At 68.4% G+C, this 25,359-nt stretch carries 22 protein-coding genes; 12 read left to right on the forward strand and 10 right to left on the reverse strand.

What is annotated here, in order from left to right; translation table 11 throughout:
* The first annotated feature begins 26 nt into the window (after window positions 1-26).
* Window positions 27-1,388 carry an HlyD family type I secretion periplasmic adaptor subunit gene (locus LWW89_RS06670; RefSeq protein ID WP_293263038.1) on the forward strand — a complete coding sequence of 454 codons (1,362 nt, stop codon included), beginning with the start codon at window positions 27-29 and terminating at the stop codon, window positions 1,386-1,388.
* 2 nt (window positions 1,389-1,390) lie between these two features.
* Window positions 1,391-2,740: a TolC family outer membrane protein gene (locus LWW89_RS06675; protein ID WP_293263040.1), complete on the forward strand. Its 1,350-nt coding sequence runs from the start codon at window positions 1,391-1,393 to the stop codon at window positions 2,738-2,740.
* A gap of 79 nt (window positions 2,741-2,819) precedes the next feature.
* On the opposite strand, the gene rng is transcribed toward LWW89_RS06675, so the two are convergent.
* Window positions 2,820-4,298: a ribonuclease G gene (rng, locus tag LWW89_RS06680; RefSeq protein WP_293263042.1), complete on the reverse strand. Its 1,479-nt coding sequence runs from the start codon at window positions 4,296-4,298 to the stop codon at window positions 2,820-2,822.
* Window positions 4,299-4,393: 95 nt separating this feature from the next.
* Between rng and yegQ the strand changes: the two genes are divergently transcribed.
* Window positions 4,394-5,755: a tRNA 5-hydroxyuridine modification protein YegQ gene (gene yegQ, locus LWW89_RS06685; RefSeq protein ID WP_293263044.1), complete on the forward strand. Its 1,362-nt coding sequence runs from the start codon at window positions 4,394-4,396 to the stop codon at window positions 5,753-5,755.
* A gap of 21 nt (window positions 5,756-5,776) precedes the next feature.
* The gene (locus LWW89_RS06690; RefSeq protein WP_293263046.1) at window positions 5,777-6,916 is read left to right on the forward strand and encodes a hypothetical protein; all 1,140 of its coding nucleotides are present in this window, start codon (window positions 5,777-5,779) and stop codon (window positions 6,914-6,916) included.
* Between the two features lie 281 nt (window positions 6,917-7,197).
* Here LWW89_RS06690 and LWW89_RS06695 read toward each other — a convergent pair whose 3' ends face one another.
* The 8 genes from LWW89_RS06695 to LWW89_RS06730 form a co-directional block, all read right to left on the reverse strand.
* Window positions 7,198-7,845, reverse strand: a complete 648-nt coding sequence (locus tag LWW89_RS06695) for a Maf family protein (protein ID WP_293263048.1) — start codon at window positions 7,843-7,845, stop codon at window positions 7,198-7,200.
* 96 nt (window positions 7,846-7,941) lie between these two features.
* Window positions 7,942-8,412 carry a 23S rRNA (pseudouridine(1915)-N(3))-methyltransferase RlmH gene (gene rlmH / locus LWW89_RS06700; RefSeq protein ID WP_293263050.1) on the reverse strand — a complete coding sequence of 157 codons (471 nt, stop codon included), beginning with the start codon at window positions 8,410-8,412 and terminating at the stop codon, window positions 7,942-7,944.
* Window positions 8,413-8,426: 14 nt separating this feature from the next.
* A complete protein-coding gene (gene rsfS, locus LWW89_RS06705; protein WP_293263052.1) occupies window positions 8,427-8,807 on the reverse strand; it encodes a ribosome silencing factor in 381 nt (126 codons plus the stop codon).
* A gap of 81 nt (window positions 8,808-8,888) precedes the next feature.
* Window positions 8,889-9,599, reverse strand: a complete 711-nt coding sequence (nadD, locus tag LWW89_RS06710) for a nicotinate-nucleotide adenylyltransferase (RefSeq protein WP_293263054.1) — start codon at window positions 9,597-9,599, stop codon at window positions 8,889-8,891.
* 13 nt (window positions 9,600-9,612) lie between these two features.
* A complete protein-coding gene (locus LWW89_RS06715; protein ID WP_293263055.1) occupies window positions 9,613-10,467 on the reverse strand; it encodes a BPSS1780 family membrane protein in 855 nt (284 codons plus the stop codon).
* A gap of 1 nt (window position 10,468) precedes the next feature.
* Window positions 10,469-11,224, reverse strand: coding sequence for a BPSS1780 family membrane protein (locus tag LWW89_RS06720; RefSeq protein WP_293263056.1), 756 nt, complete (start codon window positions 11,222-11,224; stop codon window positions 10,469-10,471).
* A gap of 125 nt (window positions 11,225-11,349) precedes the next feature.
* Complete coding sequence (locus LWW89_RS06725; RefSeq protein ID WP_293263057.1) at window positions 11,350-11,691, reverse strand: DUF2782 domain-containing protein; 342 nt, start codon at window positions 11,689-11,691, stop codon at window positions 11,350-11,352.
* Window positions 11,692-12,127: 436 nt separating this feature from the next.
* Entirely contained in the window at window positions 12,128-12,856 is a 729-nt protein-coding gene (locus LWW89_RS06730) for a TIGR00730 family Rossman fold protein (RefSeq protein WP_293263058.1), read from the reverse strand.
* Between the two features lie 15 nt (window positions 12,857-12,871).
* Here LWW89_RS06730 and polA point away from each other — a divergent pair, with 15 nt between their 5' ends.
* From polA to LWW89_RS06770, 8 genes are all read left to right on the forward strand, one after another.
* On the forward strand, window positions 12,872-15,631 hold the full coding sequence (polA, locus tag LWW89_RS06735; protein ID WP_293263059.1) for a DNA polymerase I: 2,760 nt from the start codon (window positions 12,872-12,874) through the stop codon (window positions 15,629-15,631).
* 28 nt (window positions 15,632-15,659) lie between these two features.
* Window positions 15,660-16,757, forward strand: a complete 1,098-nt coding sequence (locus LWW89_RS06740) for a glycosyltransferase family 9 protein (RefSeq protein ID WP_293263060.1) — start codon at window positions 15,660-15,662, stop codon at window positions 16,755-16,757.
* Window positions 16,754-17,905, forward strand: coding sequence for a glycosyltransferase family 4 protein (locus LWW89_RS06745; RefSeq protein ID WP_293263061.1), 1,152 nt, complete (start codon window positions 16,754-16,756; stop codon window positions 17,903-17,905). Before LWW89_RS06740 ends, LWW89_RS06745 begins: the two co-directional genes overlap by 4 nt.
* 52 nt (window positions 17,906-17,957) lie before the next feature.
* Window positions 17,958-19,046, forward strand: a complete 1,089-nt coding sequence (locus LWW89_RS06750) for a glycosyltransferase family 4 protein (protein WP_293263062.1) — start codon at window positions 17,958-17,960, stop codon at window positions 19,044-19,046.
* On the forward strand, window positions 19,043-19,864 hold the full coding sequence (locus LWW89_RS06755; protein WP_293263064.1) for a polysaccharide deacetylase family protein: 822 nt from the start codon (window positions 19,043-19,045) through the stop codon (window positions 19,862-19,864). The genes LWW89_RS06750 and LWW89_RS06755 overlap by 4 nt, the downstream gene beginning before the upstream one ends.
* A gap of 79 nt (window positions 19,865-19,943) precedes the next feature.
* Window positions 19,944-21,812, forward strand: a complete 1,869-nt coding sequence (asnB, locus tag LWW89_RS06760; RefSeq protein WP_293263066.1) for an asparagine synthase (glutamine-hydrolyzing) — start codon at window positions 19,944-19,946, stop codon at window positions 21,810-21,812.
* Window positions 21,812-22,945 (forward strand): glycosyltransferase family 9 protein, encoded by a 1,134-nt coding sequence (locus LWW89_RS06765; RefSeq protein ID WP_293263068.1) that lies wholly within the window; start codon window positions 21,812-21,814, stop codon window positions 22,943-22,945. Before asnB ends, LWW89_RS06765 begins: the two co-directional genes overlap by 1 nt.
* 7 nt (window positions 22,946-22,952) lie before the next feature.
* On the forward strand, window positions 22,953-24,335 hold the full coding sequence (locus tag LWW89_RS06770) for an O-antigen ligase family protein (RefSeq protein WP_293263070.1): 1,383 nt from the start codon (window positions 22,953-22,955) through the stop codon (window positions 24,333-24,335).
* Here the strand turns inward: LWW89_RS06770 and LWW89_RS06775 are convergent.
* A complete protein-coding gene (locus LWW89_RS06775; RefSeq protein ID WP_293263072.1) occupies window positions 24,320-25,351 on the reverse strand; it encodes a glycosyltransferase family 9 protein in 1,032 nt (343 codons plus the stop codon). The two genes, LWW89_RS06770 and LWW89_RS06775, sit on opposite strands and share 16 nt — an antisense overlap.
* Between the last annotated feature and the right edge of the window lie 8 nt (window positions 25,352-25,359).

The following is a 25,359-nucleotide window of genomic DNA, read 5'->3' on the forward strand; positions in this document are numbered from 1 at the left end:
AACATATTCCCGACGCTCATCAACTTATGTCCCACTCTTCCACACTCTCGTCAGACGCTCTCGATTTTGCTCCTGGTCTCCTTTCCATCCAGGAAAGCCCACCAGCGCGCTTGCCAAGAGCAATTCTTTTCATCGTGAGCATCCTGTTCGGCATCTTGGTGCTCTGGGCAATGTTCGGCCGGCTAGACATTATTGCCAGTGCAGAAGGAAGGCTGGTACCGCAAACCTATGTAAAGATCGTCCAGCCCGCGGATGCCGGGATCGTACAGGAGATACTCGTACGCGAGGGCGAAGCAGTACAGGCAGGGCAGGTGCTTCTGCGTCTCGACCGCCAAGTGGCGGAGGCCGACCAACGTACGCTCAATACCGAAGCAGCATTACGCGCCCTTCAACTGCAGCGAATCGGTGCCGAGCTCGGCAATGCGCCATTCCAGCCCCGAAACGACATACCGTCCGACCTGGCTGCGTCAGTGACAGCTCAATATCACGATCATCGCAAGGCATATGAGGATGCAATCAACCAAGCAACTGAACGGCTGAAGAAAGCCAAGCGCGATCATGAGGCAGGTGTTGAAACACTGGAAAAGCTAAAAGAGGCAGAACCCATTCTCAAAGAACAAGCCATGGCCTACACAGAGATGGGCAAAGATGGCTATGTTCCACAGGTGATGATGCGAGAAAAGCAGCGGGAACACCTTGAGAAGGCACGCGAACTCAACGCCCAACAAGCCACCGTTGCATCACTGGCCGCTGCGGCTGCCGAAGCAACTAAACAACTTGATCAGGTCACTTCGAAATATCGCAGCGACCTGCAGAACGAACGGATAGACGCTGAAGGCCAATATCGAAAATTACAGCAAGAGCTCGTGAAACAAGCTCATAAGGTTGACCTGCTCGAGCTCAAGGCACCACAAGCAGGTGTTGTAAAGGATTTAGCCACCCACACCGTTGGAACTGTTGTTTCAACTGGAACCGTTTTACTTTCCTTAGTACCTGAGAGTGAGCCGCTAATCGCCGAGGTCAGAGTAAAGAACGACGATGTTGGCTTTGTATATCCAGGGCAGATAACCAAGCTCAAATTGGTCCCTTATCCATTCGAAAAATATGGCCTGATGGAAGGAACTGTCGTCCACGTTGGCCCTGATGCCGATGAAGCTGACCCTCATGCCTCGGGCAGTAAGGATGGAAACAAGAGCACGCCGCAAACACCTGCATACAAGGCACTTATATCACTCAAAAATCAACGACTTGACACCCAGGGGAAGAGCTTCAAGCTTGTACCAGGCATGCAGGTTATCGCTGAAATCCACCAGGGACGTCGCAGTGTATTTGAATACCTGCTTTCGCCAGTACAAAAAACTCTCCATGACAGTGGGCGGGAGCGATAAGAATGTCCTTAGTGGTGAAATGGTGCCTCTTGAGGTGCCTATATACCTGCGCTTTTTACGCTTTTTTTGGTAATGCATGGTCAGTAGATTTACTGACACTCTATCGTATCGCCCAAAACGATGATCCAGTCTTCGAGATTGCCCGCCATACCAGGGAGGCCACTGAACAGAAAGTTCCACAAGCCCGAGCTGGACTACTGCCAGCCCTGAGTATCTCTGGCAATGATGGTCGCACGCGAGCTCAAACCACGTTCTCCAATCAGTCCACGGTTGATCGAAATGTGGACGCCTGGACTTGGACTCTTCAACTTACGCAACCGCTTGTCCGCCTGCAAAACGTCTTTGCCTATCAGCAATCGACTCTGCAGGCTGATGCCGCTGAGGCGCAATTTACACAAACTCTGCATGAGTTGATCCTCCGCCTTGCACAAGCATATTTCGATACGCTAATTGCAGAGGAAGCCCAGATGGCAGCCGAGGCACAACTGCGTGCGCTAGATGAACAGTGGCGACAAGCAAAACGCGGTTTCGAAACAGGGGTGCGAGCAATCACGGACATGCACGAAGCACGCTCCCGTCGTGATGATGCCCGTGCATTGAAAATTGCGGCAGAAAACGAGGTTGAAATAAAACACTCAGAACTAGAGCGGATCGTCGGGCCTGTTAACGGCAAACTAGCTGCTTTAGGTAGTGCAGCAATCATGCCTGAGCCACAACCCGCGGATGTACAACAGTGGGTAATGCAAGCACGAGAGCAAAATCCGGCAGTGCGCGCACAAAAAAGCACCGTAGACGCCGCTGAGGCTGAAATTAGCCGTAATCGTGCGGAGCATCTGCCAACCGTCGATCTGGTTGCCTCCCGTGGAGCAAGCTACAGCTCGGGTAGCCTGACAACCCCGCTTGATTATTCAACCAACACACGCTCAATGCTGGCTAGCGTACAGATCAACGTTCCCTTGTTTTCCGGTGGCGCAACAAATGCACGCATTGAGGAAGCAATTGCCAATCGGAGTAAAGAGCTTGCCCGATTAGAAGACACCCGGCGTCGGGTAACGACAGACACGAGGCAAGCATACGCCGCCATAATTAATGGACAGGCGCGTATCGAGGCACTGGAATCAGCCCAAATCGCGGGAGAAAATGCTGTCAAAGGAAACCAAGTGGGTTACCGCATCGGCCTGCGCACGAATATGGATGTGCTCACCTCCGAGCAACAGCTGTTCGCGACACGGCGAGACCTGTCCAAGGCGCGCTACGACATCTTGCTCCAAGGCTTGAAGCTCAAGGCTTCGGTTGGCACCTTGACTGAAAGTGACGTAGTTGAGGTGAATCGTTTGTTGCAGGAACGATAAGCCCGCCCCTCTACTGAGTACCTGCTAAGTTGCATAAGGGATTACAGACTCCTGGCGCTACCAGAGCCATAGTCCCAACTCATAAAAGCACGATGTCGTACTGCTCCTGGGAATAGCCCGGCTCGGCCTGGAGCGAGATGGGCTTGCCGATGAAGTCGGAGAGCATGGCCAGGGACTGGGATTCCTCGTCCAGGTACAGGTCGATCACCGCCGGGGCGGCGATCACCCGGTATTCCCGGGCGTTGAACTGGCGGGCCTCGCGCAGCAGCTCGCGCAGAATCTCGTAGGTGACGGTGCGCGCCGTCTTCACCTCGCCCCGGCCGCCGCAGGTGGGACAGGGCTCGCACAGCACGTGGGCCAGGGATTCCCGGGTGCGCTTGCGCGTCATCTCCACCAGGCCCAGAGCGGTGAAGCCATTGACCGTCATGCGCGTGTGGTCCCGGGCCAGGGCCTTGTTGAACTCGGCCAGCACCGCGTCGCGATGCTCCGGGGTCTCCATGTCGATGAAGTCGATGATGATGATGCCGCCCAGGTTGCGCAGGCGCAGCTGGCGGGCGATGACGTGGGCCGCTTCCAGATTGGTCTTGAAGATGGTGTCGTCGAAGTTGCGGTGGCCGACGAAGCCGCCGGTGTTCACGTCGATGGTGGTCATGGCCTCGGTCTGGTCCATGATCAGGTAGCCGCCGGACTTGAGTTCGACCCGCCGGGCCAGAGCCTTCTCGATCTCCTCTTCCACCCCGTGCAGGTCGAACAGGGGCCGTTCGCCGGTGTAGTGTTCGAGCAGCTCCAGCACCGTGGGGGTGTACACCTCGGCGAACTGGGTGAGCTTCTGGAAGTTCTCCCGGGAGTCGATGACGATGCGCGCCGTCTCCGGATTGACGAAGTCGCGCAGCACCCGCTGCCCCAGGGACAGTTCCTGGTAGAGCAGGGCCGGCGGCGCGGAACTGCGCGCGGCGTCGCGTATGTCGCGCCAGATGCGGCGCAGGTACTCGATGTCCCGGGCCAGCTCGTCGTCGGTGGCGCCCTCGGCCATGGTGCGGACGATGAAGCCGCCGGGCTCGTCCTCGGGCACCAGGCGGGTCAGGCGGCCCTTCAGGGCCAGGCGTTCCTGCTCATCGCCGATGCGCTGGGAAATGCCGATGTGCTTTTCCTGGGGCAGGTACACCAGCATCCGCCCGGCGATCGAAATCTGGGTAGACAGCCGCGCCCCCTTGGTACCGATCGGGTCCTTGATCACCTGCACCAGCAGGCTCTGGCCCTCGGACAGGATGCGCTCGATGGGCTTGGCCGCGCCGTGCCCGTGGCCGCTGCCATTCTCCCCGGGCTCCCGGGGCATCAGGATGTCGGCCACGTGCAGGAAGGCGGTGCGCTCCAGGCCCACGTCGATGAAGGCCGACTGCATCCCCGGCAGGATGCGCACCACCTTGCCCAGGTAGATGTTGCCGACGATGCCGCGGCTGGCGGTGCGCTCGATGTGCAGTTCCTGCACCACCCCCTGCTGCATCACCGCGACGCGGGTTTCCTGGGGGGTGAAGTTGATGAGGATGTCTTCGGCCATGGTGGGAGCGGTAAAATTGGTCGGACCGCAGGCGCGGCGCCCCGGATCGGGGAATGCCGCCGGCTGCGGCTTTTGCTTTTCCGGATTCTAACCCAGTGCCCCGCCCCTCCCCTTCCGCCGCCCTTTCTGCCGCCCCACCCACCACCCGCCGCGCCCCCGAACTGCTGGCCCCCGCCGGCTCCTTGGCCATGGCCGGCACCGCCTTTTCCTTCGGCGCCGACGCGGTCTATGCCGGCCAGCCGCGCTACAGCCTGCGCACCCGCAACAACGAATTCTCGACCCTGGACGCCCTGTCCCGGGGCATCGCCGGCGCCCACGCCCAGGGCAAGCGCTTCTACCTGGTGAGCAACGTCATCCCCCACAACGCCAAGGTCAAGACCTACCTGGCGGACCTGGCCGAGGTGGTGGCGTTGCAGCCCGACGCCCTGATCATGGCCGACCCGGGGCTGATCGCCATGGTGCGCGAGGCCTGGCCCGAGCTGCCGATCCACCTGTCGGTCCAGGCCAACACGGTGAACTACGCGGCGGTGAAGTTCTGGAAGAGCGTCGGCGTCGAACGGGTGATCCTGTCCCGGGAGCTGTCCCTCGACGAGGTGGCGGAAATCCGCCAGGAATGCCCGGACACCGAGCTGGAAGTGTTCGTGCACGGCGCCCTGTGCATCGCCTACTCGGGCCGCTGCCTGCTCTCGGGCTACTTCAACCACCGGGACGCCAACCAGGGCACCTGCACCAACTCCTGCCGCTGGGACTACAAAGTGCTGCCCGGCGAGGAACAGCCCAGCGGCGACGTGGCCCGGCTGCAACCGCCCCCCGCACCGCCGCCTGCCGCCGCCCCCGCCGGCCAGGTCTGGCTGATCGAGGAAAGCCAGCGCCCCGGCGAGCTGATGCCCATGGAAGAGGACGAGCACGGCACCTACGTGCTCAACTCCAAGGACCTGCGCGCCATCGAGCACGTTGCCCGGCTGGTGGAGATCGGCGTCGATTCGCTCAAGATCGAGGGCCGCACCAAGTCGCCCTACTACGTCGCCCGGGTGTGCCAGACCTACCGCCAGGCCATCGACGACGCGGTGGCCGGCCGGCCCTTCGACGCCACCCTGCTGTCCGAGCTGGAAGGCCTGGCCAACCGGGGTTACACCGGCGGTTTCTACGAACGCCACCCGGACCAGGCCTACCAGAACTACCTGCGCGGCCATTCCGAATCGGACCGCAGCCTCTACGTCGGCGACGTGGCCGGCTACGATGCGGCCCGGGGCCTGGTCGAGGTGGTGGTGAAGAACCGCTTCGGCCGCGGCGACCGGATCGAAGCGATCCACCCCGCCGGCAACCGGGAATTCGTCGTGGAGCGGCTGGAGAACGCCGCCGGCGAGGCCATCGAGGTGGCCCCGGGCAGCGGCCACCGGGTCTGGCTGCCCCTGCCGGAGGACCTGGCCGGCGCCTTCCTCGCCCGCTTCGTTTAAGCGGCGGAGCGCGCACCGGCCATGGCCCACCTGCTCGCCGCCATCACCGGCCACGGCTTCGGCCACATCGCCCAGACCGGCCCGGTGCTGGCGGCCCTGGCCGAGCGGCTGCCCGGCCTGCGTCTGACCGTGGTCAGCGGGGCACCGGAAGCCAAGCTGCGCCAGCGCCTGCCGGAAGGCTTCACCCTGATCCCCCGGGCCCTGGACTTCGGCTTCGTCATGGCCGACCCGCTGCGCATCGACGCGCCCGCCAGCGCCGCCGCCTACCGGGCGCTCCACGCCGACTGGGACGCCCGGGTGGCGGCCGAGGCCGCCTGGCTAGCCGGGCTACCCGGCGGCGCCCCGGACCTGGTCCTGAGCAACGTGGCCTACCTGCCCCTGGCCGCCGCCGCCCGGGCCGGCATTCCAGCGGTGGCCATGAGTTCGCTCCACTGGGCCGACCTGTTCGCCCACACCTTTTGCGATGCCCAGGATGCCGCCTGGGCCGCCCCCATCCACGCCCAGATGGCGGCGGCCTACCGCAGTGCCCGGGCCTTCGTGCAATTGACGCCGGCCATGCCCATGGCCGACCTGGACAACCGGGTCGTGGTGGGCCCGGTGGCCCGCCTGGGCCGGCGCCGCCGCGACGAATTGGAGCACCTGCTCCCCCCCGGGCCGGACGGCCACCGGGGGCCGGCGGTGCTGGCCGCCCTGGGCGGCATTCCCCAGCCCGCCGGGCAGATTGCCTTGCAACGCTGGCCCCGCCGCCCCGGCTGGCGCTGGCTGGTCCATGCCGCCTGGCTGGCGGCCCTGCCGAAGGGCGTGCGGGCCGAGCGATGCGACCTGGTGGCCTACGAGCCGCTGGGCTGGGATTTCACCGATCTGCTGGCGTCGGTGGACGCGGTGGTGGGCAAGCCGGGCTACGGCACCTTCGCCGAGGCCGGCTGCAACGGCATCCCCATGCTCTACGTGCGCCGCCCCGGCTGGATGGAACAGGACGCCCTGATCCCCTGGCTGGCCGCCCACGGCCGCTGCCGGGAGATCGATGAGACGCAACTGCGCGACGGCGACGTCATCGCCGACCTGGAAGCCCTGTGGCGCCAGCCGACCCCGCAGCCGCCGGCCCCGGAGGGGGCCAATCAGGCAGCCGAACTGCTGGCGGGGATGCTGACGCGCGGGTGATTCGGGAGTGTGCGAGGCGTGCAATGCGCCTCTGATGATCCCGGCGGGCGCCGGGGCGTATCGCCTGTTGCCGCTATGAAGCCGGCTCCGATTCCGGCTCCGCACGACGGGAAACCGCCTGCGACATATTAATTTTCTTCATGTTTTACAACAGGCGCATCGCCAAACTCTGCGACTGGCGCGGACCTTTGTTTTCGCTCGACCGGAAACATGAATTTTATTAATACATCACCCTTGCCCGGCACGAGCGGCCGGACCGCGGCCCGGCCCCCCAAGACGCTTCAGACGCCCTCGAAGCCGATGCGACGCAGCAGTTCGCCGGTCTCGAACAGGGGCAGGCCCATGATGCCGGTGTAGCTGCCTTCCATGTGGGCGACGAACAGGGCCGCCCGGCCCTGGATGCCGTAGCTGCCGGCCTTGTCCAGGGGCTCGCCGGTGGTCACGTAGCGGCGGATTTCGGCGTCGCTCAACTCGCGGAAGCGCACCCGGCTCTCGGACAGGGCCTCCACCCGCTGGCCCGCCGGGGTGGCCACCACCACCGCGGTGAGCACCCGGTGGGCGCGGCCGGACAAGAGGCGCAGGGTGCGGGCGGCATCGTCACCGTCCAGGGGCTTGCCCAGGATCTGGCCATCGATTTCCACCGTGGTGTCCGCCGACAGCACCGGCTGGGGCTGCAACTTGCGCCAGCCGAGGATGCGCAGGCCGTGCTCGGCCTTGGCCCGGGCCACCCGCTGCACGTAGGCCACCGGGTCTTCGCCGGGGTGCGGCGTCTCGTCCACCTCGCCGTCCGCCCGGGCGCCGGCGCGGAACAGCAGGGTGTCGAAATGGACGCCGATCTGGGTCAAAAGCTCGCGCCGCCGCGGGCTGCGGGAGGCGAGGTAGAGGCGTTGCGGGGCGTTGATCATGGCGTCGGCGCTTGGGGAATTCATAAGGGTCGGAGTCGGCATGCGGGCGGGGTGCCGCTCACCGCGACGGCGGCCGGACGGCGTGGCCCCGGGCTCGCCCCGGAGTCGCCATATGTCCGCTCATTCCCGGTGGTAGGGATGGCCCTTGATCAGGCTGGCGGCGCGGTACAACTGCTCGGCCAGGATCAGACGGGCCATGGCGTGGGGCAGGGTCATGCTGGACAGGCGCAGCAGGCTGTCGGCCCGGGACTTGATCGCCGGGTCCAGCCCGTCGGCGCCACCGATGACGAAGGCCAGGTCGCGGCCTTCGTCCATCCAGCGTTCGATGCGCTCGGCGAAGCGGGCCGTGGTCAGGTCGTCGCCGCGCTCGTCCAGGGCGATCAGGCGGGCGTCCTTGGGCAGGGCGGCCTCGATGCGGGTGCGCTCGGCGGCCATCAGCTGCTCCCGGGTCTTGCCGCCGGCCCGGGGCTCGGGCTTGATTTCCAGCACCGCCGCCGGCAGTTCCCGAGGCATGCGCTTGAGGTATTCCTGACAGCCGGTTTCGACCCAGCCGGGCATCTTGTGCCCGACGGCGAGAATGTGCAGCTTCATCGCCGCGCCCAGGCTCAGGCGGCCTCGGGCGGCTCGACCAGGGGGGAGGCGGTGCGCCGCGGCGGACGGGCGGCCCACAGTTCTTCGAGGGCGTAGTACTGGCGCACGGCGGGCTGCATGACGTGGACGACGATGTCGCCCAGGTCTACCAGCACCCATTCGCCGCCGCCCTGGCCTTCCACCGAAATCACCTCGAGGCCGCCTTCCTTGGCCTTTTCCTCGACGTTGCGGGCCAGGGCGTTGACCTGGCGGTTGGAGTCGCCGCTGGCGATGACGATGCGGTCGAACAGGGAGGTGAGCTTGCTGGTGTCGATCACCTCGATGTCCTTGCCCTTGATGTCTTCGAGGGCGTCGACCACCAGGGCCACGGCGGATTGCAGTTGGGAAGCGTCCATCAAATCAGTTCTATTGGGGGGAAACAGGTTGTAAAAATCGGGCAACGCGCCGCCAACGGCGGCGAACGGCGGTGCCGCGGGCTATTCGGGGCGATAAAGCCTATTCGCCGCAATATAGTCGATCACGCTCGACGGCAGCAAATAACGCACGCTGCGGGCCTCGCCCAGGCGGGCGCGGATGTCGGTGGCGGAAATCGCCAGGGGCGCCATGGGCAGAAAGACCAGGCTGCCGGCCGGGCCCTCGCGCAGGGACGCGCTGCCCCCCGGGGCGAGGCGGCGGCCCTCGATCAGCTCGGCCAGTTCCGCGTCCGCCGGCATGCCTTCGCCGGCGGCCACCTTGGCCGGGTCGAACTGGAAGCCGGGGCGGGTGAGCACCGCCAGGTGGGCCAGTTCGACGATGTCGCGCCAGCGGTGCCAGCGGGTGAAGCCGAGGAAAGCATCGGCGCCGAGCAGTAGCACCAGGGGGCGGGCGCCTTCCAGGCCGCGCAGGCGCTCCAGGGTGGTGACGGTGTAGGACGGGGCGTCGGATTCCACCTCGGCGCTGTCCACCGAGAACGCCGGGTTGTCGGCGGTGGCGGCGCGCACCATGGCCAGGCGGTGGCGGCTGGCCACCCGGGGGCCGGTCCGGTGGGGCGGCTGGCCGGCGGGAATCCAGCGCACCTCGGGCAGGCCGAGCTGCTCCCGGGCCTCCTCGGCCAGGCGCAGGTGGCCCAGGTGCACCGGATCGAAGGTGCCGCCGAAAATGCCGAGGGGCTGAAAAGGCGCGACTGGCGCGGCGTTCGACGTGGGCATCGCCAAAGTCGGCTCAGGGCGCAGCATTCGGGCCGTCCTGACCGGAGCCTGGCTCCGGCTCCTGGCGCGGCGCTTCGGCGTCGGGCCGGGGGGGCTGTTCTTCCGCGGCCTCCTGCCCGTCGTCGGCCTCGACGAAGACGTCCCGGTAGCTCAGGTAGAAGCTGGCGAAGAAGATCGGCGCCATGGCCATCAGGAAGGGCACCGAGAACAGCACCGCCAGTCCGGCCTGGTCGGGCAGCAGGCTCACCACCAGGCCGGGCAGTACGCCGCCCACCAGGATCAGGCTCAGGCCATAGACCAGGAAGGCGCGCCAGTTGCGCAGGCAGGCGAAGAAGCTGAAGAACAGGGCCTTGCCCAGGGAATGGCCGTGCCAGGCCACCAGCTGGGGGGCGTACCAGAAGGCCATGAACACCGGCACGTAGATCGCCAGCCCAACCTGGGCGGCGCCGGCCAGCCCGCCCAATTCTTCCGGGTCGGGGCGCACTCCGGTGGTCATCCAGCGCATCAGGGTGCCGCCGTCGAGCAGGGACACCAGGGACAGCACCAGCAGCGAGGCCAGGAAATTGAGCCCGCCCAGGGCGATCAGGGGCCCCGGCCGCTGGCGCAGCCCGGCGAACAGCAGGTGCGGCAGGGCGGTATGGCGGGTGTCGATCGTGCGGCAGGCGGTCAGCACCCCAACCGACAGGGCCGGCACCAGCAGGGTGGCGACCACGCCGCCGAGCACCGGCACCAGGTTGACCGCGCCGAGGATGAACCAGTAGCCGACCACCATCAGGGCCAGCACTCCCGGGTTGCGGCGGAACAGGGCGAAGCCTTCGCTCACCCAGCGCCAGCCGCGCGCGGCGGGAACGATGCGGGCGATCAGCATCTCAGGTGCCGAGGAACACGTCCCGGTAGGAGACGTAGATCGAGCAGGCGATCACCGGCGCCGCCACCACCAGCCCCAGGCCCAGGGACAGGGCACCGAAGAACAGGATGAGCATGATGAACAGGCCGTAGACCAGGAAGGCCACGCCGTTGCGGGCCACCGCCTCGAAACTGGCGCGCATGGCGTTGCGGGCGGTCATGTCGTGGAAGTAGGCCAGGGCCGGGGCGTACCACACGGCCATGACCAGGGGCACCGAGCTGACCAGGACCACCACGATGGCGAACAGCACCCCGGCCACGGCGATGCCGGTGCCGAGCAGGCCGCCGCCGGCGACAGCCTGGACCGAGCCGCCAAAGGTGGCGGCCCAGCCGATCAGGATGCCGATGGCGATGATCGCCAGCCAGCCGACCATGAACAGCACGCCGACGCGCAGCACCGGGGCGTGCTTGGGCGAGAAGGCCGAGAACATGTCGGCCACGTGGGCTTCCTCGCCCCGCTCGATGCGCCGCGCCGCCGCCATCAGGCCGGCCAGCAGCACCGGCACGAACCAGTGGGCGGCCAGTTCGCCAACCACGGGGAAGATCATCACGCCGACGACGATGACGAAGAACAGGGCGCCCATGGCCAACCACACGCCCGGCTGGGCGATGAACAGGGCCCAGCCTTCGCGCAGCCAGTCGATGGCGCGGCCGGCGGGCACGACCCGGGATTCGCCTTCGAAGGGCGGGGCGGACAGGGGGAAATCGGGGGCCGTCATGGCAGCGGTACTCGCAGAGGAAGGCGCGGGACGCGAAAGGCGAAGCGATAAAAGGAGGGGATGGGTGGCACGTCAACGGGCCGCGGCGCGACCGGCCAGGCCGCGCCGGCGGACGAGGGGCCGGATCAGAAGGTGCCGATCACCCACATCGGCGGGCGCACCCCGGAATCGAGGGCGTCGCGCCGGGCGAAGTTGCCGTCGCCCCGGTCGTCGATCAGGTAGTACGGGGGGCCGACCTTGGGCGTCACCTTGACCATGTAGAGGCGGCCCCGGATGCGGTATTCCTCCACCGTGTCCTCGTCCCGCTTCTTGATGGTCACCTCGGGCTCGATGGCGGCGTCGAAGGGCGCCATCTCCGGGGGCGGGGGCGGCACGTTGGGCAGGGGGGTGCGGCCGGCAGCGTTCTGGGCGAAGGCCGGGGCGGCGAAGACGAGGCCCAGGAGGGCGGCGGCGAGGGTGCGCTTCATGGCGGGCATCCTGGGGGAGCTTCCCCGAGTGGTTATCTGGTTATTGGTGAGACGGCCGGCAGCGGCGGAGGTTCGCAGCGGCCGGCGGCCGGCATCCCATTCCGCCTGCATCGCGGCAACGAGACCGAACGAGGCACGGGGCCGAAGCGTCATGTGTCATTTTACCAGCCCAGCCCGGGTTCCCCTAAACCGGCCTGCCCGGCGCCGTGGAACGGGGCGGAACGGGACGGGCCGCACCCCGCGCAGGGCGGCCGTTGGCTGGAAGCCACCGGCCCCGTCGCCCCCTCGGCACAGCCGGGCGATGGCGGCGCCGTGAAGAACTCCGGCCCAAGGGCCGGAGCATCGAAACCACAATACGGGGGTGCCTTCGGCGCCGTAGGGACGCTGCCTCGCTTGACCTCGGCCTGAAGGCCGAGGCTTGCGCGTTGGCCTGTGGTCACAGGTTAAGCAGCATCTCCCGCTCTTCGGGCAGGGGCTCGAAGCCCCGGGTCTCGTAGTGCTTGAAGATGGCATTGACCACCTGGTCCGGATCGTCGATCACCTGGATCAGGTTCATGTCCTCGGGGGAGATCATGCCCTCGCCCACCAGCCGGTCGCGGAACCAGCCCACCAGCCCGCCCCAGAAGCCGGTACCGACCAGCACCAGGGGAATCTTGCGCCCCTTGCCGGTCTGGATCAGGGTCAGGGCCTCCATCACTTCGTCCAGGGTGCCGAAACCGCCGGGCATCACCACGTAGGCGTTGGCGAAGCGCACGAACATGTACTTGCGGGCGAAGAAGTGGCGGAAGGTCTGGGAAATGTCCTGGTAGGCGTTGGACTTTTGTTCGTGGGGCAGCTGGATGTTGAGGCCCACCGAGGGGCTCCTGCCAGCGAAGGCGCCCTTGTTGGCGGCCTCCATGATGCCCGGCCCGCCACCGGAGATGACCGAGAAGCCGGCATCCGACAATTTGCGGGCGATGCTTTCGGTGAGGGCGTAATAGGGGGAGCCCGGCGGTACCCGGGCGCTGCCGAAGATCGACACGGCGGGGCGGATCGGCGCCAGCCGGTCAGTGGCTTCGACGAACTCTGACATAATGCCGAAAATCCGCCAGGATTCCCGCGCAGACAGGTTTTGCAGGGCGGCTTCGCGTTCGGCGAGGTCAGGCAGTTTGCTTCTTTCGCTCATTCTTCAGGTTCTCTTATGGCTTCCTTGCTGCTCGTCGACGGCTCGTCGTATCTCTACCGGGCCTTCCATGCCCTCCCCGACCTGCGCAATGCAGCCGGGGAGCCGACGGGCGCGCTGTACGGGGTGCTGTCCATGCTACGTCGGCTGGAAGCCGACCACAAGGCGAGCAGCGGCGAGGCAGCCGACTTCCGGGCCTGCATTTTCGATGCCAAGGGCAAGACCTTCCGCGACGACTGGTACCCGGATTACAAGGCCCACCGCCCCCCCATGCCCGAGGATCTGGCCGCCCAGATTCCCGCCATCCACGAAGCCATCGCCGCCGCCGGCTGGCCGATCCTGACCATCGACGGGGTCGAGGCCGACGACGTGATCGGCACCCTGGCCCGCCGGGCCGAGGCCGCCGGCATCGACGTGGTGGTGTCCACCGGCGACAAGGACCTGGCCCAGCTGGTCAGCCCCCGGGTCACCCTGGTCAACACCATGAGCAACGAGATCCTGGACGTGGCCGGTGTGGAAGCCAAGTTCGGCGTACCGCCGGCATTGATCGTCGATTACCTGGCCCTGATCGGCGATACGGTGGACAACGTGCCGGGCGTGACCAAGGTGGGCCCCAAGACCGCGGTGAAGTGGCTGACCCAGTACGGCAATCTGGACGGAGTGATCGCCCACGCCGGCGAGATCGGCGGAGTGGCCGGGCAGAACCTGCGCGACCACCTGGGCTTTCTCCCCCTGGGGCGCCGCCTGGTGACGGTGAAATGCGACGTGGCCGATCTGCCGGCGGTGGACAGCCTCGTTCCCCGCGCCCCCGACGTGGCCGCCCTGGCCGGGCTGTACGCCCACTATGGCTTCAAGACCTGGCTGAAGGAAGCCACCGGCAGCGAGGCGGGCGACACCGGCGGCACGGCCCGTGCCGCCGCCGAGGCGGTGGCCGCCCAGGACCCCACCGCCCTGGTGGCCGACGGCCGCCACCGCGACAGCTACGAGACGATCCTCGACGAGGCCGCATTCGACCGCTGGCTGGCGCGCATCGACGCCGCCGAGCTGGTCGCCCTGGACACCGAAACCACCAGCCTGGACCCGTTCGCGGCACGCATCGTCGGCATGTCCTTCGCCCTGGCCGCGGGCGAGGCCGCCTACCTGCCCCTGGCCCACTGCGGCCCGGGCGCCCCCGCCCAGCTCGACCGGGACGCCGCCCTGACCCGACTCAAGCCCTGGCTGGAATCCGCCGACCGCGCCAAGGTGCTGCAGAACGCCAAGTACGACCAGCACGTCTTCGCCAACCACGGCATCGCCCTGGCCGGAGTGGCCCACGACACCATGCTCGAGTCCTACGTGGTGGAGGCCGACAAGGGCCACGATCTGGAGCAGTTGGCCAAGCGCCACCTGGGTCTGGTGGGTATCGCCTACACCGACCTGTGCGGCAAGGGCGCCAAGCAGATCGGCTTCGACCAGGTGGCGGTGGACCAGGCCTCGGCTTACGCCGCCGAGGACACCGACTTCACCCTGCGGGTGCATGAACGGCTCTATCCGGCCATCGCCGCCGACGCGGGGCTGATGCGCATCTATCAGGATATCGAGCTGCCCTCCCGGGAGGTGCTGTTCGCCATGGAGCGCACCGGCATCCTCATCGACAGCGCCCGGCTCGACGCCCAGAGCCACGCCCTGGGCAAGCGCCTGCTGGAACTGGAGCAGGAAGCCCAGGTGCTGGCCGGCCAGCCCTTCAACCTCAATTCGCCCAAGCAGCTGGCCGAGATTCTGTTCGTCAAGCTCGAACTGCCGGTGAAGAAGAAGACCCCGGGCGGCACCCCCTCCACCGACGAGGAAGTGCTCTCGGAACTGGCCCTGGACTACCCCCTGCCCAAGCTGCTGCTCGAATACCGCAGCCTGGCCAAGCTCAAGGGCACCTACACCGACAAGTTGCCGAAGATGGTGAACCCGGTCACCGGGCGCATCCACACCCACTTCTCGCAGGCCACCGCGGTGACCGGGCGGCTGTCGTCGTCGGACCCCAACCTGCAGAACATCCCGGTGCGCACCCCGGAAGGGCGACGCATCCGCGAGGCCTTCGTCGCCCCGGCCGGCCATGTGCTGGTGTCCGCCGACTATTCCCAGATCGAGCTGCGCATCATGGCCCACCTGTCGGAAGACGCCGGCCTGCTGGCGGCCTTTGCCGCCGGCGAGGACGTGCACCGCGCCACCGCCGCCGAGATCTTCGGCATCACGCCCCTGGAAGTGACCAGCGAACAGCGCCGCTACGCCAAGACCATCAACTTCGGCCTGATCTACGGCATGAGCGCCCACGGCCTGGCCCGCTCCCTGGACATCGAGCGCAGCGCCGCCCAGACCTTCATCGACCGCTACTTCGCCCGCTATCCCGGCGTGGCCCGCTACATGGAGGAAACCCGGGCCCGGGCCCGGGACCAGGGCTACGTGGAGACCGTATTCGGCCGCCGCCTGCAACTGCCCGACATCCGCGCCAGCCAGGCCGGCCGCCGCCAGGGCGCCGAACGGGCGGCGATCAACGCGCCGATGCAGGGCACCGCCGCCGACCTGATCAAACTGGCCATGGTCGCCGTGCACCGCTGGCTCGCAGACGAGGGCCTGCAGAGCCGCCTGCTGCTACAGGTCCACGACGAACTGGTGCTGGAAGTGCCCGATGCCGAACTACCGCGCATCCGCGCCGAACTCCCCGGCCTGATGGCCAAGGTCGCCGACCTGCGCGTGCCCCTGGTGGTGGAAGTGGGGGCGGGGGCGAACTGGGAAGAAGCGCACTGAAAGGCGCACTGAGCCGCCCCACGCCGCCATGCTTTTCTGGACCCACCACCCCATCTACGACGCCCTGGGCGTCGGTGCCTACCTGAACGACCTGGAGGGCGAATACCGGGCCCTCTCGCCGGGACAGAGGGCCAGGCAACTCAAGCGCGTCGTCGAGCGGGAGTTGCTGCTCCGCCTGACCGGGCAAAAATGGCGCCAGACGAAGCGCCTGCCCGCCGGCACCCGGCGCATCCTGTGGGTGTATGACTGGACCACCTTGGGCGACAGCATCATGGACCTGTCCCAGCGCTTCGCCTTCCCCGACGAGATCGCCATAGACCTGTGCATCACCAAGGGGCCGGCCGAACTGTTCGACGGAGACAGCCGCTTCCGCCACATCTACCGGCGCATCGAGGACTGCCCACGGGACTACGACTTCATCCTGCTCCACTGCATCAGCACCACCTCGATCAAGCTCAAGCTGCGCCACTACCCGCGCCAGCCCTTCGCCACCCTGCTCGACCACCAGCAGGGCGAACGCTACGCCCGCATCGACTTCGCCGCCCTGCGCCTGGAACGCCTGCTGGGCCACCCCCGCCAGCCCCCCCTGCCGCCGCGCATTTCCCCGGCGGTGACGGACGGCATCGCCCCCCAGGCCGGACACATCGCCGTCGCCCTGGGCGGCCGGGACGGCCGGCGCCGCTGGCGGGACTGGCCCGGCTTGCTGGACGCCCTGGTCCGGGACTGGCCGCCGGCCTCCCCGGAACCCCGCTTCGTGCTGATCGGCAACGGCCCCAGCGCCCGGGACGATCTGGCCGCCATCTCCGCCGGGTTCGTGGAACGCCATTGCACGGTGCGCCTCGACCTGCCCGACTTGGCCGAAGCGGCCCGGGAAATCCAGCGCTGCGCTCTGTTCATCGGTGCCGACGGCGGCCTCATGCACATCGCCGCGGCCCTGGACAAACCGGGCGTCGCCCTGTTCGCCGAGATACGCCCGGAATGGCGCCTGCTGCCCGGCAACCCGCTCACCCCCCTCTACACCCCCGGCGCCATGGCCGACATTCCCCCAGCGGAAATCGCCGCCACTTTCATCGCCGCAGTCCAGCGCACTACCGCGCCCGCTCCCCAGCTCTCTCATACGCCATGAAGCTCGCCATCGTTCGCCAGCGCTACACCCCCTACGGCGGGGCCGAGCGCTTCGTCAGCCAGGCCCTGGACGCCCTGGCCGGCCAGGGCATCGCCCTGTCCCTGTACACCCGCCAGTGGCCCGGCGGCGAGAGCCTGTTCGCCCCGGTGATCTGCAATCCCTTCTACCTGGGCAGCCTGTGGCGCGACTGGAGCTTCGGCAAGGCGGTGTGCGCCGCCCTGGAACGGGACCGGCCCACCCTGGTGCAATCCCACGAGCGCATCCCCTGCTGCGACATCTTCCGCGCCGGCGACGGGGTGCACCGGGTCTGGCTCGACGAGCGGCGGCGCACCCAGTCCTGGCTGGGGCGGCTGTCGATCGCCCTCAACCCGGCCCACCACTTACGCCTCGCCGCGGAGCGGCGCCTGTTCGCCAGTCCCCGGCTGAAGGCGGTGATCTGCATCTCGGAGATGGTGCGCGAGGAGATTCTCGCCCACTTCTCCATCGCCCCGGACAAGCTCCACGTCATCTACAACGCCGTGGACACCGAACGCTTCTCCCCTGCCCTGACCGAGCACCGGGACGAGGTCCGCGCCCGCTACGGCATTCCCGGCGACGCCATGCTCTACCTGTCGGTCGGCTCGGGCTACGCCCGAAAGGGGGTGGGACCGGCCATCGAGGCCGTCGCCCGCCTGCCGGACAACGCCCACCTGCTGGTGGTGGGCAAGGACAAGCACGCCGCTCGCTACCAGGCGCAGGCCCGCACACTCGGCGCCGCCGGCCGGCGCATCCACTTCGCCGGCCCCCAGGTGGACGTGCGCCCCTTCTACGGCGCCGCCGACGCCTTCGTCCTGCCCACCCTCTACGACCCCCTGTCCAACGCCGTGCTAGAGGCCCTGGCCTGTGGCCTGCCGGTGCTGACCAGCACCAAGTGCGGCGCCGGGGAGATCGTCCGGGCCCACCAGGCCGGCTTCCTCTGCGACGCCCGGGACGTACCGGCCCTGGCCGCCAACATGGTCCGCCTGCTCGATCCGGAGGTGCGCCGGACCTGCGCCGAACGGGCCCGGGCGGCGGCCAAGACCCTGAGCGCCGAGGCCATGACCGGCCGGCTGCTCGACCTGTACCGGTCGCTGCTGCCGGCCGGGGCGGGGGACGCAAAGCCTTTATAATGGCGCGTTTTCCCCTGCCGCCCGGCCCGCCGGCGGCGCCTTGCCCGACGACATGACCCTCAAGATCCTGCACACCGAATCCTCCACCGGCTGGGGCGGCCAGGAACACCGCACCTTCAAGGAGCTGGTGTCCCTGCGCGAGCGCGGCCACACCCTGGAAGTGGCCTGCCGACCCGGCGCCCGCCTGGGTGACCGGGCCGAGGAGGCGGGCTTTACGGTGCACCGCATCGGCATTCGCGGTGGCGCCGACCTGAAGGCGGTGTGGAAGCTGCGCCGCCTGCTGCGCCGCGGCCGCTTCGACGTGGTCAACACCCACAGCGGCCACGACAGCCTGGTGGGCGGCCTGGCCGGCCGGCTGGCGGGCACGCCGCTGATCGTGCGCACCCGCCACCTGGCCCTGGCGGTGACCTCCCTGGCCACCTACAAGTGGCTGCCCCACAAGGTGGTGGCGGTGAGCGACTGGGTGCGCCGCTACCTGGTGTCGGTGGGGGTGCCGGAACAGGACGCGGTGACGGTCTATACCGGCATCGTCCCGCCGCCCCCGGTGGAGCGCTCCACCCTGCGCGACGAGCTGGGCCTGGCCGAGGACGACATCCTGATCGGCACCGTGGCCATCCTGCGCTTCGAGAAGGGCCACAAGGAACTGATCGACGCCGCCATCCCCCTGCTCGCCGAACGGCCCAAGGTGCACCTGGTGTTCGCCGGCGACGGCCCGATCTACGACCGGCTGGTGGCCTACATCGGCGAAAAGGGGCTGAGCGACCGGGTGCATCTGCTCGGCCTGCGCCGCGACATCCCCAACGTCCTGGCCGGCATCGACTTCTTCGCCCTGGCCACCTGGCAGGAAGCCTTGGGCACCTCCTACATCGAAGCCATGGCCGCCGGACGGGCGGTGATCGGCACGGCGGTGGACGGGGTGCCCGAAGTGATCCAGGACGGCGTCAACGGCCTGCTCGTGCCGGCCAAGGACGAGGCCGCCCTGACCCGCGCCCTCTACACCCTGGTGGACGACCCGGAACTGCGTCGCCGCTTCGGCGCCGCCGGCCTGGAAATCACCCGCACCCGCTTCAGCGTGGCCACCATGGCCGCCGAGATGGAAGCCTTCTACCTGCGCAGCCTGGCGGAAAGGCGCGGCCGATGAAACCCGCCCGCTCGGTCCCGGTGCTGATGTACCACCACGTTTCCCCCTCGCCGGGGCTGGTGACCATCACGCCGGAGCACTTCGCCGACCAAATGCGCGGCCTGGCCGCCGCCGGCTACCGGACCCTGTCCGCCGCCGAGTTCTCCGCCTACCTGGCCGGCGCCCCGGTGCCCGACAAGTCGGTGCTACTGACCTTCGACGACGGTTACCTGGACAACTGGGTCTACGCCCATCCGGTGCTCGAGGAACTGGGGCAAAAGGCGGTGATGTTCGTCGTCACCGACTGGATCAAGGACGGTCCGGTGCGTTCCCACGCCGGCGCGGCCGCTGGCGACGCCCTGCCCGCCACCCCCGAGCACAACGCCTGCAAGGCGGCCATCGCCGCCGGCCGCGCCGACGAGGTGATCGTGCGCTGGAGCGAGATCGAGGCCATGCGCGCCGCCGGCACCTTCGAGTTCCACAGCCACACTCATAGCCACACTCGCTGGGACAAGACCTGCCCCGACGCCGCCGCCAAGCGCGCCGGCCTGGCCGACGACCTGGCCGGCGCCCGGGCCACCCTGGCCGAGCGATTGGGCGCCGTCAGCGACCACCTGTGCTGGCCCCAGGGCTATTTCGACGACGACTACCTGGCAGTAGCCAATGCCGCCGGATTCCGCCACCTGTACACCGTGCGCCCCGGCCCCAACCGCCCCGGCGACGACCCGGGCCACATCCACCGGGTGGTGGTCAAGGACAAGCCCGCCGCCTGGCTGAACAGCCGGCTGTGGCTGTACCGCAAGCCGCGCCTGGCCGCCTGGTATTCCCGGGGCCGCTGAGCCCGCCCACCCCCATGCCTAACCCCTCCCACCGCGTTACCCGCGCCCCGGCCCTGCCGCCGGGCCAAGGAGGCCGCTGATGTGCGGCATCGCCGGCTTCGTCGGCACCCGGCCGATCGCCCCCGCCGCCCGGCGCGCCATGCTGGCCGCCCTGGCCACCCGGGGGCCGGATGCCGCCCATGAAGCGGCATGGCGCGACGGCGCGCCGGTGAGCCCGGAGCAGCCCGCCGACGCCGCCCTGCTCCACGCCCGCCTGGCGATCCGCGACCCGCGCCCGGTGGCCGACCAGCCCATGGTCAGCGACGACGGTGACGTCTGGCTCTGCTACAACGGCGAGGTCTACGGCTGGGAGTCGGAAGCAGCGGAACTCAAGGCCCAGGGCGCCGTGTTCCGCACCACCTCGGACACCGAGTTCATCCTGCACGCCTACCGGGCCTTCGGCTTTCCCGCCCTGCTCGACCACCTGCGTGGCATGTTCGCCCTGGCCATCTATGACCGCCGTGCCGGTCGCCTCGGCCACCTCTACCTGGCCCGGGACCGGATGGGCCTCAAGCCCCTGGTCTACGGCCTGCGCCCGGACGGACTGGCCTTCGGCTCCACGGTGCGGGCGGTGCTGCCCTGGCTACCCCCGGAGGCCCGGGAGTTCAGCCCCGAGGCCATCGACGCCTACCTGGCCCACCGCTACGTGCCGGCGCCCCACACCATCTTCGCCAACCTGCAGCGCCTGGAAAACGGCCACTACCTGAGCTACGACCTGGCCACCGGCCGGGCCGACAAGGTACGCTACTGGTCCCTGCCCTCCGCCCAGCCCAGCGCCGCCCCGGAGGCCGCCGACGAGGCCCTGGACGAGCTGCGCCGGGCGGTGGACCTGCGCACCGTGGCCGACCGCCCCCTGGGCGTATTCCTCTCGGGCGGCATCGACTCCAGCGCCATCGCCAGCATCCTCGCCACCGGCGGCCACGCCGACCTGGGCACCTACACCGCCGCCTTCCCCGGCTCGTCCTTCGACGAAAGCCGCGACGCCGGCGAGATCGCCGCCGCCCTGGGGCTGAAGAACCTGGCCATCCCGGTGCCCACCCGGCTGGACGACCACTTCGCCCGCATCGTCGCCGACCTGGACGAACCCTTCGCCGACCCCTCCAGCTTCCCCACCTGGTTCCTCGCCCGGGAGACGGTCAAGCACGTCACCGTGGTCCTGGGCGGTGACGGGGGCGACGAAATCTTCGCCGGCTACAAGCGCCACGCCAAGCACATGCGCACCCATTGGCGCGCCGGCCTGCGCCTGCCGCTGCCTCCGGCCGCATCCCTCACCGGCAAAAGCTGGGGCAAGTTGAGCGACGAGGCCCGGTTGCCCTGGGCCACGGCCTACACCCTGCGCTTTTCCGGCTTCACCCCGGCCCAGCGGCGCCATCTCGAAACCCGCTCCCCGGCCCGGGAGGTGTGGTGGCGACCCGCCGACAGCGCCCCCGCCGCACCGCTCGAACAGCTGCTCGCCCTTGACTTCGCCAACACACTGCCCGAGTACATCCTGCGCAAGGCCGACCTGTGCACCATGGCCCACGGCCTGGAGATGCGGGCGCCCCTGCTCGACCACCGCTGGCTGGAAAAGCTGGCCGGCGTCGCCGCCGCCGAGCGCTTCACCCGGCCGGCCAAGAGCTTGCTCGCCCGGGTGATGGCCCCCCTGGCGCCGCTGCGCCTGTTCGAGCGCAAGAAGCGGGGCTTCAACCCGCCCCTGACCGACTGGTTGCAGGACGACCTGCGCGCCCGCCTCGAGGGCCTGGGCGAGCGCTTGGCCGCCCACACCGGCGGGCAGCTGCGTGCCGACGCGGTCCAGTCCCTGGCCCGGGCCTACTACGGCGGCGCCCGCCACCTCGCCGAGCAGCTGTTGCAGCTGTACATCCTGGACGAGAGCCTGAGCCAGCTCGACGCCCTGCGGAAGGCCGTCTGATGACCCTCATCAACTCCCGCAATTCCCGGGTCCCCGGCCGCCTGCTCGTCGCCCTGTTGCTGCTGTGGCGCCTCCCCGCCCTGCTGTGGCCGCGCCGCCGCCCCGCCACGGTTCGCCGGGTACTGGTGCTGCACCATCTGCTGCTCGGCGACACCGTGATGCTGGCGGGCCTGCTGGCCAAGCTGCGCCAGCGCTACCCGGACGCGGTCATCGACCTGGCCACCCCGGCCGCCACCGTGCCCCTGTTCACCGGCCGCCCCTATGACGTGCACGCCCACCCCTTCAACCCGCGGGCCGTGGCCACCCTGTGGGCGCTCCTCCGCCTCCCGCGCCCGGACCTGGCGGTGATTCCCGCCGAGAACCGCTACTCCCTCCTGGCCCGGGCCCTGGGGGCCCGCTGGGTGGTGGCCTTCGAAGGCGACAGCCCGGCCTGGAAGAACTGGCTGGTGGACGACCTGCGCCCCTACCCGGCTGAGCCCACCGCCTGGCCGGACATGGCCGCCTCACTGGTCGACGGCCCGCCCCCGCCGCCGTTCCGCGCCGCCGACTGGCCGGCCCCGCCGTGCCGCCCCTTCGACCTGCCCCAGGCCTCCTACTGCGTCCTGCACGTTGGCGCCAGTTCGCCCCTGCGCCACTGGACACCGGCCAACTGGCTGGCCGTGGCCGACTGGCTGCACGGCCAGGGCTACCAGGTGGCCTGGAGCGGCGGCAAGGGCGAGGAGGAACTGGTGCGCCAGTGCGACCCGGAGGGCCGCTACCCGTCCTACGCCGGCCAGCTCGACCTGGCCCAACTGTGGCACCTGCTGGCCCATGCCGCCCTGCTGGTCTCCCCCGACACCGGCGTTGCCCACCTGGGCAAGGCCGCCGGCGCCCCCTGCGTCACCCTGTTCGGCCCCGGCTCGGCCCTGATCTACGGCCCTGGCCAGTTCTGGGCCGACCACCCCTACCGGGCGGTGACCATCGACCCCTTCCCCTGCCGGGACGGCCGGATGCTCTTCGAGCGCACCTTCGTCCCCTGGGTGCGCCACTGCGCCCGCCCCCCGTCCCAATGCGCCTCGCCGCGCTGCATGCTGGCCCTGACCGTGGACATGGTGCAGACGGCCTGCCGGGACGTTCTCGCCATTGCACGCTAGCCCCACCATGTCTTTGCACCCTGCCCCGTCCTTCAGCCCGGCGGACCGGCTTCTGATCGGGCTCGCCTGCGCCCTGACCTTCGTCTGGTCCCTGCCCGACCTGATCGCCCTGCGCATCGGCCTGGCCCTCCTGCTGCTGGGCACGGCCGCCTGGCGAGCCATCACCACCCGATCCAGTGCACAAACCACAGCCACTGCGTCCCCCGGCCAGCATCGTAGTGCCACCATCCTCTACGGCATCCTGACCCTGTGGGTCCTGCTCCAGGCCGGGGTATGGGGGCTCAACCCGGCAGGGGACTTCAAGGAAATCTGGGGGCAATGGATTCGCAGCGGACTGGTCGGCCTGGCCGGCGTCCTGCTCGCCACGACGGTCCTGCGCAGTCCCCGGCCCCAGGCCGGTGCCCGGCTGGCCTGCGCTCTGCTGGCAACCCTGGCGGCCCTGGTCGCGCTGCATGACGGGGATACCGTCTGGCGTTGGCTACAGTTGGGATACTTCCCTTTCCAGCAAATCCGGATCGTGGAAAACCGGACGGTGCTGAGCTACGTCGCCAACCTGGTGCTGGCCTTCCTCTGTGCCGAAACGGTAGCGCGCCTGCTCCATCGCCGCGCCTACCTGCCGATACCCTCTGCCGGCCTGGCCACCCTGTTCGCCCTCAGCCTGTTCTGCACCTATGCCCTCGGTACCCGCAACGGCACCCTGGGCATTCTCGGCCTGCTGGCCTCCTCCACCTTCGTCGTCTGGTTCGCCAAGCGCAAGGCGGTCAGCGTGGGTCTGCAAGCCGGAACGCTGGCCGTTGTGCTGGCTGGCATCGCCGCTTTCGGCTGGGCCACCTTCAAATCCGATCCCCGCTGGCAGGCCTTCCAGGCAACCGTCGTGGTCGCCTGGGACACGGAGCATCAAGCGGCTTGGAAGGACCCGGAACTGCCCTACCCCCCCCTGCCGGACGGTACGCCGGCTGAAGGCTCAGCCTACCTGCGCCTGGCCTGGGGAAAGGAGGCCATCCAGGCCATCGCCGCCTACCCCCTGGGTGTCGGCTTTGGCCGCTCGGCCTTCGGCCAGGCGATGCGCCAGGTCTACCCGGACTACCGCTCGACCGAGCATTCCCATAGCGGCATTTTGGATTTCACCCTGGGCGTCGGCCTGCCCGGCCTGGCCCTGTGGCTGGCCTTCCTGGGCACCCTCGGCGTGCATGGCTGGCGCGCCTTTTTCGTCCGCGAAAATCCCGCCGGCCTGCTGTTGCTGTTCCTGGTCACCGGCTATTTCAGCCGCAGCTTGGTGGACAGCAACATCCGGGATCACATGCTGGAACAGTTCATGTTCCTGGCCGGGGTGCTGACGGTGCTGGCCCGGGAAGACCTGCACCGCAGCGACGCTCACGACGCGGGCTGATCCACGTCGGTGTTTTCGCCCAGGCGTTCCACCGGAACGCCGGCCAGGGGGCAGAAATCCTGGAGCGGCAATGCCGCCGGCTGGCCGGTGGCATTACGCACCGCCAGTTCGATGCAATCGCCGCGCAGGCATTGCTCCATAGGGCAGACCGACGTACCCAGGGCGGACAGGCGGATTTTGCGTACGCCGGGCTGGGTCGGCAGCACCGCGTCGTCCGGGTTGCTCTGACCGAAGAACACCGTGGCGGGCATGCCCATGGCCAGGGCGATGTGCAGCAGCCCGGTATCGGTGCCGAAATAATGGGCACTGGCGGCAAACCGCTCGATCAGGGCATCCAGGGTGTCAAAAAGAAACACCTCGGCACCGCTGGTGTCGGCGCCCTGGAGCAGCGCCAGTTCCGCCTCGTTGCGCACCGTCACCAGAATCCTGCGGCCGGGATATTCCCGGGCCGCCAGGGCCAGCACCTGGCGTAGCGCCGCTGGGGTGAAGCAGCGGCGCTCTTCCTCGGACACCGGGCACACCACCACGCAGTCGGGCTCCCGCGCCGCGCGCTTTGCCGCCAAGGGCGGAAACGCCAGCTGCCGGGGGAATTCCAGCCCGGGGTCGAGCATTTTCAGGGCCAGATAGGCCGGGTAGTAGTGCTGCTTGTCGCTGCCCGAGCCGGCGATGTACTCCATGCCCGATACCTGGATCAGGGGATTCGAGGAAATCTTCCGCTGCGCCGGGACCAAGCGGCACAGTTGCTCGGTCTTGGGGCCGTAGCCCTTGAGCAGCACCAGGGCATCGAAACGGCGGGCCAGCAGGCGCAGTCCCAGGCAATACAGGTAGGCCTGGGCCGAACTGCGGTAGCGGACCACCCGGACGTTCGGCGCGGTGGGATACAGCAGGGTGTAGGGATCCCGGGCCAGGAGCACGATCCGAGTATCGGGGTTGCGCTGGGCGAATTCCTGCAAGCTGGCGAAGGCGAATACCGATTCGCCCAGCTTGTCCCGCACCATCACGAACAGTCTTTTCACGATCGGGG

Origin of the sequence: Oryzomicrobium sp. (assembly GCF_021287045.1) — a bacterium.
Lineage (GTDB): Bacteria > Pseudomonadota > Gammaproteobacteria > Burkholderiales > Rhodocyclaceae > Oryzomicrobium.

Bases quoted from the DNA above. Each gene is read 5' to 3' on its own strand.
- LWW89_RS06670 (WP_293263038.1), top strand. From the start codon at position 27: ATGTCCCACTCTTCCACACTCTCGTCAGACGCTCTCGATTTTGCTCCT.
- LWW89_RS06675 (WP_293263040.1), top strand. From the start codon at position 1,391: ATGTCCTTAGTGGTGAAATGGTGCCTCTTGAGGTGCCTATATACCTGC.
- rng (WP_293263042.1), bottom strand. From the start codon at position 4,298: ATGGCCGAAGACATCCTCATCAACTTCACCCCCCAGGAAACCCGCGTC.
- LWW89_RS06690 (WP_293263046.1), top strand. From the start codon at position 5,777: ATGGCCCACCTGCTCGCCGCCATCACCGGCCACGGCTTCGGCCACATC.
- LWW89_RS06695 (WP_293263048.1), bottom strand. From the start codon at position 7,845: ATGAATTCCCCAAGCGCCGACGCCATGATCAACGCCCCGCAACGCCTC.
- rlmH (WP_293263050.1), bottom strand. From the start codon at position 8,412: ATGAAGCTGCACATTCTCGCCGTCGGGCACAAGATGCCCGGCTGGGTC.
- rsfS (WP_293263052.1), bottom strand. From the start codon at position 8,807: ATGGACGCTTCCCAACTGCAATCCGCCGTGGCCCTGGTGGTCGACGCC.
- nadD (WP_293263054.1), bottom strand. From the start codon at position 9,599: ATGCCCACGTCGAACGCCGCGCCAGTCGCGCCTTTTCAGCCCCTCGGC.
- LWW89_RS06715 (WP_293263055.1), bottom strand. From the start codon at position 10,467: ATGCTGATCGCCCGCATCGTTCCCGCCGCGCGCGGCTGGCGCTGGGTG.
- LWW89_RS06720 (WP_293263056.1), bottom strand. From the start codon at position 11,224: ATGACGGCCCCCGATTTCCCCCTGTCCGCCCCGCCCTTCGAAGGCGAA.
- LWW89_RS06725 (WP_293263057.1), bottom strand. From the start codon at position 11,691: ATGAAGCGCACCCTCGCCGCCGCCCTCCTGGGCCTCGTCTTCGCCGCC.
- LWW89_RS06730 (WP_293263058.1), bottom strand. From the start codon at position 12,856: ATGAGCGAAAGAAGCAAACTGCCTGACCTCGCCGAACGCGAAGCCGCC.
- polA (WP_293263059.1), top strand. From the start codon at position 12,872: ATGGCTTCCTTGCTGCTCGTCGACGGCTCGTCGTATCTCTACCGGGCC.
- LWW89_RS06740 (WP_293263060.1), top strand. From the start codon at position 15,660: ATGCTTTTCTGGACCCACCACCCCATCTACGACGCCCTGGGCGTCGGT.
- LWW89_RS06745 (WP_293263061.1), top strand. From the start codon at position 16,754: ATGAAGCTCGCCATCGTTCGCCAGCGCTACACCCCCTACGGCGGGGCC.
- LWW89_RS06750 (WP_293263062.1), top strand. From the start codon at position 17,958: ATGACCCTCAAGATCCTGCACACCGAATCCTCCACCGGCTGGGGCGGC.
- LWW89_RS06755 (WP_293263064.1), top strand. From the start codon at position 19,043: ATGAAACCCGCCCGCTCGGTCCCGGTGCTGATGTACCACCACGTTTCC.
- asnB (WP_293263066.1), top strand. From the start codon at position 19,944: ATGTGCGGCATCGCCGGCTTCGTCGGCACCCGGCCGATCGCCCCCGCC.
- LWW89_RS06765 (WP_293263068.1), top strand. From the start codon at position 21,812: ATGACCCTCATCAACTCCCGCAATTCCCGGGTCCCCGGCCGCCTGCTC.
- LWW89_RS06770 (WP_293263070.1), top strand. From the start codon at position 22,953: ATGTCTTTGCACCCTGCCCCGTCCTTCAGCCCGGCGGACCGGCTTCTG.